At 54.2% G+C, this 14,994-nt stretch carries 13 protein-coding genes; 7 read left to right on the top strand and 6 right to left on the bottom strand.

Going from position 1 to position 14,994, the window contains the following annotated elements:
* Nucleotides 1-119: 119 nt before the first annotated feature.
* On the bottom strand, nucleotides 120-1,232 hold the full coding sequence (locus KP014_RS10215) for an FAD:protein FMN transferase (protein ID WP_036604241.1): 1,113 nt from the start codon (nucleotides 1,230-1,232) through the stop codon (nucleotides 120-122).
* Between the two features lie 312 nt (nucleotides 1,233-1,544).
* Here KP014_RS10215 and KP014_RS10220 point away from each other — a divergent pair, with 312 nt between their 5' ends.
* Both KP014_RS10220 and KP014_RS10225 read left to right on the top strand, forming a co-directional pair.
* Nucleotides 1,545-2,183, top strand: a complete 639-nt coding sequence (locus KP014_RS10220; protein WP_343223084.1) for a DUF559 domain-containing protein — start codon at nucleotides 1,545-1,547, stop codon at nucleotides 2,181-2,183.
* Between the two features lie 434 nt (nucleotides 2,184-2,617).
* A complete protein-coding gene (locus KP014_RS10225; protein ID WP_036592268.1) occupies nucleotides 2,618-3,334 on the top strand; it encodes a DsbA family oxidoreductase in 717 nt (238 codons plus the stop codon).
* A gap of 100 nt (nucleotides 3,335-3,434) precedes the next feature.
* Here the strand turns inward: KP014_RS10225 and KP014_RS10230 are convergent, their stop codons facing one another.
* Together KP014_RS10230 and dhaS are read right to left on the bottom strand one after the other, a co-directional pair.
* Nucleotides 3,435-5,015: an oleate hydratase gene (locus KP014_RS10230; RefSeq protein ID WP_216700487.1), complete on the bottom strand. Its 1,581-nt coding sequence runs from the start codon at nucleotides 5,013-5,015 to the stop codon at nucleotides 3,435-3,437.
* 223 nt (nucleotides 5,016-5,238) lie between these two features.
* Nucleotides 5,239-5,808 (bottom strand): dihydroxyacetone kinase transcriptional activator DhaS, encoded by a 570-nt coding sequence (gene dhaS / locus KP014_RS10235; RefSeq protein ID WP_036590330.1) that lies wholly within the window; start codon nucleotides 5,806-5,808, stop codon nucleotides 5,239-5,241.
* A 140-nt stretch (nucleotides 5,809-5,948) separates the two neighbouring features.
* Between dhaS and recQ the strand changes: the two genes are divergently transcribed.
* The 3 genes from recQ (at nucleotide 5,949) to KP014_RS10250 (ending at nucleotide 10,717) form a co-directional block, all read left to right on the top strand.
* The gene (gene recQ / locus KP014_RS10240) at nucleotides 5,949-7,793 is read left to right on the top strand and encodes a DNA helicase RecQ (protein WP_216700488.1); all 1,845 of its coding nucleotides are present in this window, start codon (nucleotides 5,949-5,951) and stop codon (nucleotides 7,791-7,793) included.
* A gap of 15 nt (nucleotides 7,794-7,808) precedes the next feature.
* Nucleotides 7,809-9,680, top strand: coding sequence for a B12-binding domain-containing radical SAM protein (locus KP014_RS10245; protein ID WP_036602539.1), 1,872 nt, complete (start codon nucleotides 7,809-7,811; stop codon nucleotides 9,678-9,680).
* Nucleotides 9,681-9,844: 164 nt separating this feature from the next.
* Nucleotides 9,845-10,717: a nucleotidyltransferase family protein gene (locus KP014_RS10250; RefSeq protein ID WP_246590692.1), complete on the top strand. Its 873-nt coding sequence runs from the start codon at nucleotides 9,845-9,847 to the stop codon at nucleotides 10,715-10,717.
* Between the two features lie 3 nt (nucleotides 10,718-10,720).
* Here KP014_RS10250 and KP014_RS10255 read toward each other — a convergent pair whose 3' ends face one another.
* Nucleotides 10,721-11,569, bottom strand: coding sequence for a class I SAM-dependent methyltransferase (locus KP014_RS10255; RefSeq protein ID WP_246590693.1), 849 nt, complete (start codon nucleotides 11,567-11,569; stop codon nucleotides 10,721-10,723).
* A gap of 181 nt (nucleotides 11,570-11,750) precedes the next feature.
* Here KP014_RS10255 and KP014_RS10260 point away from each other — a divergent pair, with 181 nt between their 5' ends.
* Nucleotides 11,751-12,005, top strand: coding sequence for a hypothetical protein (locus KP014_RS10260; RefSeq protein ID WP_036602547.1), 255 nt, complete (start codon nucleotides 11,751-11,753; stop codon nucleotides 12,003-12,005).
* Nucleotides 12,006-12,182: 177 nt separating this feature from the next.
* Nucleotides 12,183-13,031: a class I SAM-dependent methyltransferase gene (locus tag KP014_RS10265; protein ID WP_036602550.1), complete on the top strand. Its 849-nt coding sequence runs from the start codon at nucleotides 12,183-12,185 to the stop codon at nucleotides 13,029-13,031.
* Here the strand turns inward: KP014_RS10265 and KP014_RS10270 are convergent.
* Together KP014_RS10270 and KP014_RS10275 are read right to left on the bottom strand one after the other, a co-directional pair.
* Nucleotides 12,964-13,917 (bottom strand): alpha/beta fold hydrolase, encoded by a 954-nt coding sequence (locus KP014_RS10270; protein WP_175491821.1) that lies wholly within the window; start codon nucleotides 13,915-13,917, stop codon nucleotides 12,964-12,966. The genes KP014_RS10265 and KP014_RS10270 overlap by 68 nt on opposite strands.
* Nucleotides 13,918-14,006: 89 nt before the next feature.
* Entirely contained in the window at nucleotides 14,007-14,975 is a 969-nt protein-coding gene (locus KP014_RS10275; RefSeq protein WP_036587766.1) for a type I phosphomannose isomerase catalytic subunit, read from the bottom strand.
* Between the last annotated feature and the right edge of the window lie 19 nt (nucleotides 14,976-14,994).

Raw genomic sequence — 14,994 nt, forward strand, 5'->3', positions numbered from 1 at the left:
AGCCAAAGTTACGCTGGATGCAGAAAGGGAGACCGGAAATAGAAATCCGGTCTCCCTTTCTATGCAAATCGCGAGCTGTGGCGCTTCCTGCCCCGGTAAAAGAACAGCCGCCGCTTTCGTCAATTCCCGAAGCTGTACGTCGGGTCCGTCAGCACAAGCCTTTCCCGGATACCCGGGGTGGCATAAATTTTATTATCGTCGGTAATAAAGAATCCCTCGACCTTTTCCGGCAGCGACTCCAGGTACTTCAGCCCGTCTTCATAGCCCATCAGGAACACGCCGGTGGACAGAGCATCCGCATCGGTCGCGTTCGGACTCATGATCGTCAGGCTCTTGAGGCCAAGCTGCCCGGGATAGCCCGTCCGCGGATCGAGAATATGATGATACCTTACGCCGTCCTGCATGAAGAATCGTTCATATACTCCGGACGCGTCGATGACTTCATCGCTGATCTTGATCGTTCCGAGCTGAGTGCCACGGCTCTTGTCGGGGTCCTGCAGCCCGATGTTCCACTGTGCGCCGCCGGGCTTGGTTCCCAGGCCGATAATGCTGCTTCCGCCAAGGTTGATCATCGCGCTGTCCAGACCCTGTTCTTTTAGATAATCGGCGATCCGGTCAGCGGCATAGCCTTTGCCGATGCCCCCGAGATCGAGCACCATTCCCTCTTTTGCGAGCTTGACCGTCTTGGCCTGCTCGTCGATGATGACATCCTTGTAATTGGTCAGGCTCTTCGCCTTGTCAATCTCGGCCTGCGGAGGAACCTTCTCTCCGCCATTGCCGATATTCCACAGGTCCACAAGCGGGCCGATAGTCGGATCGAACAGGCCATCCATCTCCTCGGCATACTTGATGGACTGCTTCACGGCATCCAGCGTCTCGTCCGATACAGCAACCGCATTCTTGCCGGCTGCGAGGTTGACGTTGTAGATTTCGCCGCCTTCCTTCGTCCGGCTGAATTCCATATCCATCCGTTCCAGCAGCTGCTGGATATCGTCCATATTTTTTTGTGAAACCGTGTCTCCATAAATCTTGATATTCACTACCGTATCGTAAATATAAAACTGCTGCGACAGCGACTTCGTTTCACCGTTAGCCGGCGTCTGAGCGCCGTCCTGCGCCGAGTTGGCTTGATCGTCTCCCTTATTGCCCATAAACAGCCATGCTCCCGCGGCAGCGGCGATAATAATGATTAGTGCGGCGAGGAGCAGCGCCGTTTTTTTGTTCTTGAACATGTTCCACCATCCATAAAGTAGATTCTTGGTCACATCATTTCTATCATAACTCAGATGGGACGCGGCGGGGTATTATTTTTCATGACAATTCGTGCTCCTTTTAAAATTTCTGTCAAAAATTCGTAGCGATTGTCTGCTGGCAAACAGGCTATAATGGCGAAATGATCGAGTTTACGTTAAACTACATTGTATGAGACGAAGAACGTCCCGATCCATTCACACCGAATGGGCCGGGGCGTTTTTTGTCATTTTAGAGGGGGATGATCAGTATGAATGTTGAGGAAGCACATGCGGCGTTTACCTTGGCACCATTTGCGGAGCAGAACGGGAGAACGAAAAGGCCGCCTGGAGCGGGGGCATAGGGACGCCGAGAAGTTATTTTGCTGCAACATTTGGTGGCCCCTTCAAGGAAATTTCAATAATTTGCATCCGGAATACGAAGTTCTTGATTGGCGGGGGCTATCCTATTTCTGCGATTTTGCCTGGATTACACCGTTTGCGAAGCTGATCATCGAAATCAAAGGTTTCGGTCCGCATGTCACCGATATGGACAGAAAAAAATATTGCAACGAACTGAACCGGGAAACTTTTTTAGCTGCTATGGGTTTCCAGGTCATCTCTTTTGCTTATGACGACGTTGCTCATCATCCTGAACGGACCATCACACTTTTGCGCATGGTGCTTAGCCGCTTTCAGTCGGAGTCTTCTCCGGTTAACTTGAACAGTGTGGCGGAACGGGAAATCATTCGCCTGGCCTGCATGCTTGCCCGCCCCCTTCGACCGATCGATGTGGAAACTCATTTAAGCATCAACCATCGCACAGCCGTTCGAATGCTGCAAGCACTCTGCTGGAAAGGATGGTTTACTGCGGCAACCGGAGCGACGGGTAAACATGTTGTTCGGTACGAACTTCAGCGAGGCGCGATGAACCAAATTATGCAGAAAACCTGAAATTGTACATCTTTGTCGGCCTTGGAACTTTCGCTGGATAGAATACCTGCCAATATACAGTTATTTTCCCATCCAAGCTTAAATGCAGTCGGCACAGCTTTAAATTCCTGCACAATCGGAGGTTTTTTCTGCTAACAAACGCTTTTGATCGAAAAAACCTGCACTTTAGCAGGCATGCAAGACGCTAACTAAAATCACCACCAACTAGACTTCGGTTCCCTTGATGTTGGAGCCTTGATGTTGGAGCGCCAAGGGGGTCACGGCTCATGCTTGCAGCAATAAATGTCAACTCCAGACTTCCCAAAAGTTTAAATTTCGAGTTAATCTCGAGGTGAGTACCTTGACGTAGACCTCAATAAAGATGGTAATTCCGCAATTGTACTATATAATTGTATGTGAGTATTAAAAAATCAGCAGTCAATGGAGGTCTTCCAATGAAAATAGAGGTTTGGTCCGACTACGTCTGTCCTTTCTGTTATATAGGTAAAAGACGGCTTGAACATGCGCTGAGCCAGTTTCCCGAACGTGACAAGGTGGAAGTCGAATATCACAGCTTTCAGCTTGACCCGGAGGCAGCTCCGACCAGCAAAAGCATACATGAATTGCTCGCCGCAAAATACAGCATAACCGTAGAGCAGGCCAAGACGATGAACGCGCAGGTTGCGGATCAGGCGCTGGGTGTGGGCCTTGATTTCAAATTCGACACGGTAATTCACGCCAATACTTATGACAGCCACCGACTGGCGCATTATGCGAAGACGAAGGGGCTTGAAGCGGAGCTTACCGAACGCCTGATGCATGGCTATTTCACGGACGGGCTGAATTTGGGCGACCGTGAAGTGCTGGCGACGCTTGCGACGGAAGCCGGACTGGATAAGGAAGAGGTGGTAGCCGTGCTGAATTCGGACGCTTACGCCGATGAAGTAAATGCGGATATCGCGGCCGCGCAGCGGCTCGGCATTACCGGCGTTCCGTTCTTCGTGTTTAACGGCAAGTACGCCATTTCGGGAGCCCAGCCGGGACCGGTATTCTCCGAGGTGCTGGATCAGGTCTGGAGTGAGGAGAAGGAGGAGCCTGCGCTCCGGGTGATCGGCGGCTCTGCTGACGCATCCGGCGGTAACGGCTGCGCGGACGGTTCTTGCAGCGTGTAACGCCAAAGGGCCGCACACGCACATTAAGTGGAAGGGGAGACGCAGCGTGCGCCTCCCCTTTTGGTCGTGGAAGAATGGACAAGTTCCCGCAACCAAAGCCTTACCGAAACGAAGTGACCAGGCTCGCAAGCAGTGTTCTAACGTCGTACTGGTAATGATTGATCGGAGTGATCGGCTTGTTCAGTCCAAGCAGCGTATAGACAGCGATTCTTGCCGTCCGGACCGAGTATTCCTCGGTGAACACGACGTCGTCTGGAATTTCGCAGAATTGGCCGATGAACGCCAGGTTGGTGGAGCCGTCCGGCACGACCTTCGGCCGATCGCCGATGGCTCTAGGCATGAACTGGGCGGTGATGAACGGCATCATGCACGGAATACAGTTCGCCGTCGCCATAATGGCCTCCTTGTGCTCCTCGAAATGCAGATGACCGAGCAGCTCGGTCATGATTTCTTCCCCGGTACAGTCGGACATTTTCTTCTTTACGAAGTCGCCTTCCTTGTCGGGATACAGGCCATAGCCCCAGAATACCCGGACATGCTCCGGCTGATTCCGGAAATGCGGCTGGTACGCGAGCACGATCGACATCAGCCAGCTCGAATCCTTGAACGTGACCAGGGCGCCGGTGCCCGCGCGGTTGCGCGAGAATTGTTCCATCAGATCGAAGAAGACGGTATCGCTGAACGTCACCGTGAACGATTCCCATTTGGAGCCCTCGATATGGTCGTCGAAGGAAGAAGGATTGCCGAGCCCGGGTCTTTTCGCGGCGATGCGTTCCCACAGCTTCCAGGAGCTTCCTTTCTCGTTCAGGCGAGGAGCGGAGGTCATGGAGCCAAGGCTGGAGCTTTCCGTCATCGATCCGTTCGTGATAATGACCAAATCTTCTTCCTTGACCTCGATTAGCTCTTCAGCTCCGCCCTGTACGACATGTAGGCCCGTTACGGTAATGCCGCTATCTTCCTTGAACTCCAGATCGGTCACGGTACATTTCAGCGTGAAGTCGACGCCATGGTCCTCTAAATATTTTTTCATCGGCAAAATAATCGAATCGTACTGGTTGTACGGGGTGCGGGTTACGCCCTCCAGAGTCTGGATTCTCGGAAATTCATGCATGAACCGGATCATGTACCGCTTCAGTTCGACCGCGCTGTGCCAGGGCTGGAACGCGAACGTCGTCGCCCACATATACCAGAAATTCGTCGTGAAAAAATGCGGGCCGAACCAGTCGCTGATGCGCGCTTTGCCCATTTGTTCCTCAGGCGTAATGATCAGCTTGCCCATGCTGAGCCGGTCGGCCATATCGAAGCCCATCGACAGCACGTCGACCACTTCGCCGCTAGCGTTCACCAGTCTGGCGTTGGAATGCGTCGGATTCGCATTGTCGAATGCAATGATCTCTTCCCGCACCGATTGGCCGGGATGGTCCAGCGAGGGAATCGACATCAGGAGATCCCATGTATTCTCGTATGTCTCATCATTCAGCATCCGTCCGCCTCGAATGACATAGCCGTGCTCCTCGCTGCCTGCGCCGTCGTTGCTGCCGCCCAGAATGTTCATTTCTTCGATAATATGAATGCCGCTTCCCGGGAAGTCGCAGTCTCTAACGAGAAAAGCGGCGCCCGCCAAGGACGCGATACCTCCGCCGACAAAATAAACCTGCTTGTTTTCGTATTCCTGTTTCACTGACAGTCGCCTCCACATGAATATTGAATGCTTCCATGCACCGCCCGCAAAAGCGTTGAAACTTGCTCGCCGAGCACATGTTCAATGTAATACATGCCCGCTGCGCGCGGTATCGTCAATCCCGCCCGAGTGTATAAAAATTGGTCACTTGAGCGGAAATGTAGAGTTTTGCGACAAAATTCCCGGAGGTTCACCAATTGAAACAACCGTCCCGGCCCGGAGGCTAAGACGGCTGTTTCTCGTATTTATGAAGAGCTTTAATAAAATGTCCTTCAAGGAGTCCGCTCAGCCGTTCAATAATGAGCTTCGGGCTTTCCTTCATGCCGTCTCTCATCCATTGGATAAGCAGGCCGGTAAATGCCAGCGTATAGAAATTGGCGATAAATTGCTTGTCATCCTCGTTCACCCGCATACCGGCGGCCAGTTCATTAATTACGCCCATTATAAGATCATTCGTAACGGAGTAAAGGTAGGCGTCCAGATGGTTCCGCCCAAGCGATTCCAGCGTATTGAGACAGAACGCGCGGTTGTTCTCGATGTAGAGAAATATTTTATAAAATCCTTCCGTCCATGTGCTGTAGTCTCTGTACTCGGCAATCCCTTCGACAGCCTCTTTCTGGTATATCCAGCCCAGCAGCTCGAAAATATCGTGAAAATGGTAGTAAAACGTCTGACGGTTCAGCCCGCAATCGTCTACCAGTTGTTTTACGGAGATTTTATTCAGCGGGATATGCTCCATCCGTTTTTTAAGACAATGAGCCAACGCTTTTTTGGTCAGCAGGGAATTGGACATCTTCTTCACCTCTTGCTCTCATCTTAACTTTGGAGCGCTCGAAAATAAACAGGCGGGCTCCATTTCATCAAGGAGCGGTTGCCCCATCAAGGCAAAGTCCGGTAAACTAAAGAAAGACAGTGTTTAAGGAGTTTTGAACTATGAATCCGCAAGAGCTTACGATGGAATATGCGCAGGAAATGCTGCAGAAATATTACGGTTATCCCGATTTCCGGGAGGGCCAGAAAAAAATCGTCGCGAGTCTCCTTGAAGGCCGCGATACGCTCGGCATTATGCCGACCGGCGGCGGTAAATCGATCTGCTACCAGGTGCCGGCGCTGCTGCTTCCAGGCTTGACGCTCGTCGTTTCGCCGCTGATCTCCCTGATGAAGGATCAGGTCGACGCGCTGACGACGGCGGGTATCCCAGCCGCTTATATCAACAGCACCTTAACCGGCAAAGAGGTGAACGAGCGCATCCGCGCCGCCCGCCGGGGCGAGCTGAAGCTGCTCTATGTCGCGCCCGAGCGGCTGGAGCTGGACTGGTTCCGCCTGGAAATGGCGGAGCTGTCCATTTCCTGCGTCGCGGTGGACGAGGCGCACTGCGTCTCGCAGTGGGGGCATGATTTCCGCACCAGCTATCTGGCGGTATCGCCGTTTGTGGAGGAGCTTCCGGAGCGGCCGATTCTGGCGGCCTTCACGGCGACAGCGACGCCGGAGGTTATGGAGGATATGCTCCGGCTGCTGCGTCTGCGGGGTCCGGACGTCTTTGTGACGGGCCTTGGCCGCGACAATCTGGCGATGTCGGTGCTGCGGGGCGAGAACAAGAAGGAGTTCGTGCTGGAGTATGCCGCTTCGCATGCCCACCAGCCGGGGATTGTGTACGCGGCTACCCGCAAGGAGGTCGACGACCTGTACCAGCGTCTGCGGAATGCCGGATTCGCGGCGGGCCGCTACCATGCCGGCATGAGCGACGACGAGCGGGCCGAGAGCCAGGAGGCGTTTCTGTACGACGATATCCGCGTGATGGTCGCGACCAACGCCTTCGGCATGGGGATCGACAAGTCGAATGTGCGGTATGTTATCCATTACAATATGCCTAAGAACATGGAGGCTTATGTCCAGGAAGCGGGCCGCGCAGGGCGGGACGGCGAGCCGAGCCAGTGCATCCTGCTGTTCAGCGCGCAGGATATCATGACCCAGAAGTTCCTGATTGAGCAGAACCCGCAGGACTCGGAGCGTAAACAGAATGAATACCGCAAGCTTCAGCAGATGATCGATTACTGCTATACGACCCGGTGCCTGCGAAGCGCCATGCTGGACTATTTCGGCGAGGTCCACGGGGACAAGCCGTGCGGCATTTGCAGCTCCTGCACGGATGAGCGCGAGCTCGTTGACATGACCATCGACGCGCAGAAGATCTTCTCCTGCATCCACCGGATGCGCGAGCGTTTCGGCGTGGCGCTGGTGTCGTCCGTGCTGAAGGGCTCGCGCAGCCAGAAGGTGCTGCAGTACGGCTTCGACAAGCTGCCGACCCATGGCGCCATGTCCGGCCGCACCGAGAAAGAAATTACGGAAATCGTCAATGTGCTGATTTCCGAAGGCTATCTGGCCTTGTCCGAAGGCCAGTACCCGGTCGTGCGGCTTCAGCAGCCGGCAGCCGAGGTACTGCGCGGGCAGCGGGAGGTGCGGCAGCGCGTCGCCCGGCCGACCAGGCCGTCCGTTGGCGGCAGGGACCGCAGCCGGAGCCGCGATCTCTCGCCGTCGGCCGTCAACGAGACGGTGTTCGAGCAGCTGCGCCTGATCCGCCGCGAGCTGGCGGGCCGGGAGCATGTGCCGTCTTATATTATTTTCAACGACGCCACTCTTCGGGAGATGAGCGTGGTATGCCCTCAAACGGAAGAAGAAATGATGAAGGTTAAGGGCGTCGGGGAAGTGAAATACCGGAAGTATGGGAAGGAATTTCTGGATTTTTTTCAAAGCGAATTGTATTCCAATGAATCGTAAAGGGGCATATGCAGCATGAAGATCGTCCTGGCCACATTGAACGCCAAGTATATTCACACCTCGTTGGCCATCCGTCTGCTCAAGGCTTACAGTCAGCATGAATTCGACATTCAGCTGGCGGAGTATACGATCAAGGACCCGGTGATGAACATCGTATCCGACCTGTTTCAGAAAGCGCCGGACGTAATCGGGTTCTCGTGCTACATCTGGAACATCGAGGAGACGGTCAAGCTGATCGGCATCCTGAAGAAAATCATGCCGGGCGTAACGATAGTTCTTGGGGGACCGGAAGTGTCCTATGAGCCGCTGTACTGGATGAACCGCGAACCGGGTATTGATTTCATCGTCTGCGGCGACGGGGAAGAGACGTTCCATCACCTGCTGCAGGAGCTGCGGGACGGTCGTAAGTTCCATTTTGTATACGGGGCGTCTTATCGCAAGGGAGAAGAAATAATCGTGAACCCTCCGCGTCCGAAGAGCGACCTGAACACGCTGCCCACGCCGCACCGTTTTCCGGAGGATCTGCCGGATTTAGGCAAAAGAATCACCTATTTTGAAACAAGCCGGGGCTGCCCGTTCAACTGCCAGTTCTGTCTGTCCAGCATTGAGGTGGGCGTCCGGTATTACGATATTGAGCGGGTCAAAGCGGATTTGCTGTATTTGATTGAGAATGGAGCAAAAACGATCAAGTTTCTGGACCGCACCTTCAACATCAACCGCGAGTACGCGCTGGAAATGTTCCGGTTTCTGATTGACAATCATGGCGGCTGCGTCTTCCAGTTTGAGATTACCGCCGACATCATGCGTCCCGAGGTGCTGGATTTTCTCGCGCAGAATGCGCCTCCCGGCATTTTCCGGTTTGAGATCGGGGTGCAGTCCACCAATGACGAGACGAATGAGCTGGTCAAGCGGCGCCAGAACTTTGCCAAGCTGTCCCGCACGGTGATGAAAATCAAGGAGAGCGGCAATATCGACCAGCATCTCGATCTGATTGCGGGCCTGCCGATGGAGGATTACGCGACTTTCCGCAAGACCTTCAACGACGTGTTCGCCATGGAGCCGGAGGAGCTTCAGCTCGGCTTTCTCAAAATGCTGCGCGGCACCGGACTGCGCGCCCAGGCAGCCAAGTACGACTATGTCTACATGGAGCATGCGCCATATGAAATTTTGAGCAGCCATGTGATGCCGTTCTCGGACATCGTACGGCTGAAGCGGCTTGAAGATGTGCTGGAAAAATATTGGAACAGTCACCGGCTGGACCATACGGTCAAGTATTTGATGCGCCATATTTTTGAGTCCCCTTTCGACTTCTTCCAGGAGTTCGGCGATTACTGGGAAGTCCGGGGCTGGCAAAAGATCGGGCATCAATTGGAGGATCTGTTCACCCGGCTGAACGAATTTCTGCTTGAGCGCGGCACGCCGCAGATGGTGATTATAACGGGCCTCATGAAGCTCGATTATTTCCTCGGCCACAAGTACAAGCCGCGCAAAGTGTGGTGGGAGCCGGTGCTTGGCAAAAATGAATGGGGACGCTATATCCGGGAGATTGCCGAGCGGCCTGGGCTTCTTGGCGACCCTTGCGCTTTGGCGGCTGTGTCCGGCGAAACGGCAGGAAAATTGACTGCGGAAGCGCCAGCGGCGGAAATCAGTGAACGGGATTTGCAAAAATACGCGGCGCTGGAGATTTTGCCGTTTCCGCTGACTAAGGCGCTGGCTTCCATCAGCGGTCTGAAGGCAGGAGCAAGCGGCGGCGGAGACACGGAATCACCGGGCGCCGGAATGCTGCCGCAGGACGCCGGAAGTACCCTCTTGCTTGTGCTGTACCAGCAGGATGAGAGTCAGAAGCCCAGAGTTTATGACCTGCCGGTTCAGCGGGTTCTCCAGTAGGCAGAGGGCGTCAGCTTTAGAGCATTCGAACTTCTTCAGTGGAGGGAACCATAAGGAGGCTTCATGCCGATGAGCAGTACGGTTCGACTGGTTGAATATGAGGATAAGTACAAGGAAAGCCTGCTTGCGTTCTTCCTTCCGAAGGAGCGGAGGAGTTCACGGGAATGCCCGCCGATACGCTGGAACCGGCCTTGCAAGACGTTAACCGGCATGCGGTGGTTGTTGTGGACGGCGACAAAGCCGTGGGTTTTTTTGTACTGCATGGCTGGGAAGGAATTGTCGTGAACGAACGGAATATTCCGGCGGAGCGGCTCTATTTATCGGCGGGCTTCCGGGACAACGGTCTGCGGCGGATCGGAACGATAGGGCCGCAGAAAATACTGCAATACCCGCTGCCCGGTGCGGATAACGTTGTCCATGCCCACAAAGTCACGCGGGGAGGAATAGCGATGAACGAAACGCAGGAGTTGCGGAACCGGCTGACCGGCATTTTTGAACGGAGCGGTTGGTTGGGATATTTGTTCGAACGAGCGGGAAGCCTCAGTCCGTATCCGTATTATATCGGTGCGGGCTGCCTGGTGCAGACGGTCTGGAACGAGCTTACGGGCAGGCCGCCGATGTACGGGATCTCGGATATCGATATCGTATACTTCGATGACGGCGACCTCGGTTACGAGGCGGAGAACGAGGTGGTGGAGCAGGGAAAGCGTCTTTTCGCGGAGCTTCCCTTTCCTGTCGACATCAAGAATCAGGCCCGCGTTCACCTGTGGTATCCCGGCCGGTTCGGCGTCCCTCTTTCGCCTTACGCTACTTTGGAGGCGGCGATCGGCACTTGGCCGACAACAGCTTCATCACTTGGCGTTCGGAAGGAGCCGGACGGAAGCTGGCGGATCTACGCGCCTTTCGGCCTGGAAGACTTGTTCCGGCTGATCGTCAGACCGAACAAGACGCTGGTTACGGAAAGCGCGTATTACGCCAAGGCGGAGAAGTGGAAGAGCAGATGGCCGGAGCTTGCCGTGATTCCGTGGGAGGCCTAAAGTCTAAATGCGCTTTTTGGCGGCAGCCAGCAGGTGCGGACTCATTCCCAGCAGGCTTTTCTGCTCTTCAACGATGGAACTGATCCTCAGCAGCGCCGCACGGCTTTCCGGGTTGCCCCATTTTTCCGCCAAAGCGGGCACGATCCAGACCGGCCCCTCTACAGCGGCGGTGCTTAGGTGATAGAATCCGGATTCTTCGATTTCTTCCTTCAATTCATTCGGCAGATGAAAAAATGCTCTTGCAATGAAATTTGGATATTCCTCGGGCCGGATATGCTGGCCGTCCGCAAGTTCGCGTTCGATCATCGACATAAAATGCTGTTCCTCAAGAATATCGTTCTTTTGTCCGTAAACGGACAGACCCCAGAGAGTGGACCCGAACCTTGAAATGGCGGCGGCCAGCAGCGTTCCGCCCGGTTTGAGCAGTCTGAACGCTTCTTCTAGAGCATCCAAACGTTCGTCTCTCTCAGTCAGGTGATACAGCGGTCCCATCAGCAGAATAAGGTCGGCGCTTCCGCCGCTCCGTGCGATTCTCCGCCCGTCCGCGGTCTCGATCCGGTGTACCGGGGCTATGCCGCCCGATGATTGAAGAGCAATGGCGTACTCCACGGCAGCGGGGGATAGGTCGAACAGATGAACCTCATGCCCCAATTCGGCAAGCCATCTCGAATAGGCCCCGGCTCCGCCGCCGATATCGTAGATCACCATAGGCCGGTCGGACAAGTAACGGGAGATGATCTGTTTGCTCCGCTCCCATTCAATGGCGCCGATCCCCGACTGAAGCCGTTTGATTTCCGGTCCCGCGTTGTAATAATCCAGAATCTGCCGCAGGTCGTCTCTTTTATCGTCCACGTTCATCCCTCCCTGTTATAAGGGGGAGTATACCTTGTGTTGCCTGTTTCTGGATGTGACATATTTTGAAGCTGTAAAGTTGTTCCAAAAGGTGGTAAACTGTGTTCAACTCGAACGAGACATTGAGCGCGGCGCTTGATACTGAGCGGATTAAGCCGCAGGAGCAAGGGGGAATTGTGGGATGAAGTGGCTAGAAATGAGACAGTTGTTTCCCAACCAGTTTGTTTTGTTTTCCGTCCTTGAATTTCATCAGGAGGGTACCAGAAGATTTATAGATGAGGTTGAGCCGATCCGCGCGGTTGCAGACGAAGACGCCCGTACGGAATTTGATCAAGCCGGACCCGGAAAACTGGTCTATCATACATCCAGTAAGGTATGCATTATCCGTATCCGCAGGAGAAAGCGCAGCAGAGTGAGACGTAAAAAAACAAAATAAGCCAATCTGCCAAAGGGTTGGCTATTGCCATTAAAGCAGCCAGGGTATACGTGCGTTGAAGTTTTTTTCCAGGGGAGGAAGTTTTGTGGAATCGGTAATACGCTACTATGACGGCTATGATGAAGCATCCAGACTGACGACGGATAATGCCAGAAAGCTTGAGTTTATACGCATGTCTTGGACAAATACATATCGGCAGAGCATAAAATACTAGACCTTGGCGCTGGAACGGGGATTTATTCTTTTTATTATGCGGATAAAGGGAGTTCGATCATCTCGACTGATCTTACTCCGAAGCATGTTGAGATTATACAAAGCAAGATCGAGAGCGGCGGCTATACGGATATGACCGCTGAAGCAGCGGATGCGACGGATCTCTCCGGGTTTGAGCCGGGCAGCTTTGACGCCGTTTTTTGTTTGGGGCCGATGTATCATCTCAGGGAACGGGCGGACCAGCGCAAATGTATAAGCGAATGCTTGAGAGTGCTCAAGCCTGGCGGGATTTTGGCGGTTGCTTATATTAACAAGTTTTTTATGTTCCCATATCTGGTGAAGGGTGACTCCCGTTTCCTAACCAGTCGGTGGATGGCGAAATTTCTGGAAGAGGGCAGAATCAGCTCGGCGGATGAGGACTGTTTTTGGACATATGCGTATTTTCATACACCCGAAGAAATCGAGCAGTTGCTGGGTGATCATGGGGCGGATAAGCTGGAACATGCGGCAACGGACGGTATAGGCGTAATTATGAGGGACACTGTTAACGGGTTTAGCGAGGAACAGTTCGACTCATCAATATCATCTAAAAACATGCTCCGAGCCGTCCATTCTTGGCATCAGCAATCACGGTCTGTTTGTGGGACGGAAATAGCAGCAAATTTTAGGGCAATCGTAGAAAAAGACAGGTCTTTCGTCAACGCAGACGAGGCCTGTCTTTGTGTTTTCATACGGATATTCCCCGCTACGTCCGAAGCAGATCTTGTCCGGGGGGAAGATGGCGGACCAGCCAATCGAGCAGATCGTCTGTAACCAGATCGTGGTTCTTTTCATTCAGCATTTCATGCCGGCCTTCCGGATACAGCCGCACCTCCAGATCGCTTACGCCGAACTTTCGGTACAGCTCTGCGAGCCGAAGGATCCCTTGGCCGTTCATACCGACCGGGTCCTTCTCGCCGGAGAACAAATATACCGGCTTGTCCTTACATAGAGAATCCAGCACGGCTCCGGTATGGATATCCTGCAGCAGCCGGAAGAAATCCCGGAAGAAACGGGTCGTGCAAATCGCCCCGCAGTACGGATCATCTATAAACCGGTCGACCTCCTCGGGGTCGCTGCTCAGCCAATCGAAGGCCGTGCGGGAAGGGGAGAATGAACGGTTGTAGGGGCCAAAGACGATGCCGTTCAGCAGCACGCTGCGATGCCGCTCCCCCATCAGCTTCAGTTGGGCCTTTGCAAGCGTCTCTCCCAGCCGCAGCATCCCGCGGGGGCCGTTGCTTCCACTTAAAATATAGCCCGCATATCCTTCGCTCCCGGGCGTGCACATCAGCTTCTGCGTCAGAAAAGAACCCATGCTGTGCCCGAGCAGAAATACGGGAACTCCCGGATGTCTGCCCGATGCGATGGCGGCAATCTGAAGAAGGTTGCGGCGCATCCAATAGAAGCCATCGGATCCGGCATCACCAAGCAAATCGATTCTTCCCGCGGTTCTGCCGTGTCCCCTGTGGTCTCCCGCATACACCGCGTAGCCCGCGGCGTTCAACCGGCCTGCCAAGCGGGCATATCTGGCGGCCGTCTCGCACATGCCATGCGAGATTTGAAGGATACCCCGGACGGGGCCTTCGGCCTCCGGCAGCCATTCGTACACATGAATGGGGACTCCGAGAGGATCGGTCATCGTAAAGGAATGTTCCGTCACCAGTTTTTCCTCCTAATAACAAGCGGCAGGGCAGAGCGAAGATGCTTCATTTTCCAAACCGGAAGCGTCGTATATAGGCCCAATAAGGCTTAAGGCAAATACGAGCGGAGCAAGGTAGCCTGCCCTTCTATGGTATAAGTGCCCAGATTAGCCGGGAGCAGATAGCACTCACCCGCCGAATACGGCTGGGAGCCGCCTTCCCAAATCAGGTGCCCGCTTCCTTCGCAAATAACCAGTACAGTAAAGCTCTCCGGGTTGGTTACAAGGCTCCAATTGCCGCTTACAATGCCTTTTTCCACGATAAAATATGGCGATTCCGCCAGCTGCAGCCATTCTCCAGGTACGGCGCTATCCGTCTTCATGGAAGTTGCGCCTGCGCCTTCGTAAGCAGTCACGTTCAGCGAATCCTCGATATGCAGCTCGCGCGGCTTGCCGTCAAGGCCGGGCCGGTCGTAATCATAAATCCGGTATGTCGTGTCCGAGTTCTGCTGGATCTCCGCTACGACCACGCCCGCGCACAGAGCATGCACCGTACCGGCTGGAATATAGAATGTATCCCCTGCCAAGACCGGCACTTCCTGAAGAAGATCCATAACCGTTCCGTTTTCCAGCGCTTGGCGCAGACTTTCGCGGTTCACGCCTTCCTTGAGGCCGTAGATGATTTTGGCGTCCGGCTTGGCGTCAAGAACGTACCACATTTCAGTCTTACCTAATTCGCCTTTGGGCAGCCGCTCATAGTCGTCGGTGGGATGAACCTGAACGGACAGGTTGTCGTTGCAATCCAGGAGCTTTATCAATAGAGGGAATCTTCCACCGTGCTCGGAATAGCCTTTGCTGCCGAACCATTCACGTCCGTAGGCTTCGCGGATCTGGTCCAGGCCCTGTCCCGCGAGCTCGCCGTTTACGACGGACGAGGTTCCGTTTGGGTGGTCGGCGATCATCCAGCCTTCGCCGATATGGCCTTCAGGGAGGCCGAGGCCAAACTTCTCAAGGGCTCTTCCGCCCCAGACGCGTTCTTTGAATTCCGGTTGAAATTTTAAAGGATAAGGCAGTGTCATAGATCCATCGTCCTCTCCA

Origin of the sequence: Paenibacillus sophorae, from assembly GCF_018966525.1 — a bacterium.
Lineage (GTDB): Bacteria > Bacillota > Bacilli > Paenibacillales > Paenibacillaceae > Paenibacillus_AQ > Paenibacillus_AQ sophorae.

Coding starts and splice junctions, on each gene's coding strand:
- KP014_RS10215 (WP_036604241.1), bottom strand. CDS start 1,232: ATGTTCAAGAACAAAAAAACGGCGCTGCTCCTCGCCGCACTAATCATT.
- KP014_RS10225 (WP_036592268.1), top strand. CDS start 2,618: ATGAAAATAGAGGTTTGGTCCGACTACGTCTGTCCTTTCTGTTATATA.
- dhaS (WP_036590330.1), bottom strand. CDS start 5,808: ATGTCCAATTCCCTGCTGACCAAAAAAGCGTTGGCTCATTGTCTTAAA.
- recQ (WP_216700488.1), top strand. CDS start 5,949: ATGAATCCGCAAGAGCTTACGATGGAATATGCGCAGGAAATGCTGCAG.
- KP014_RS10245 (WP_036602539.1), top strand. CDS start 7,809: ATGAAGATCGTCCTGGCCACATTGAACGCCAAGTATATTCACACCTCG.
- KP014_RS10250 (WP_246590692.1), top strand. CDS start 9,845: ATGCCCGCCGATACGCTGGAACCGGCCTTGCAAGACGTTAACCGGCAT.
- KP014_RS10260 (WP_036602547.1), top strand. CDS start 11,751: ATGAAGTGGCTAGAAATGAGACAGTTGTTTCCCAACCAGTTTGTTTTG.
- KP014_RS10275 (WP_036587766.1), bottom strand. CDS start 14,975: ATGACACTGCCTTATCCTTTAAAATTTCAACCGGAATTCAAAGAACGC.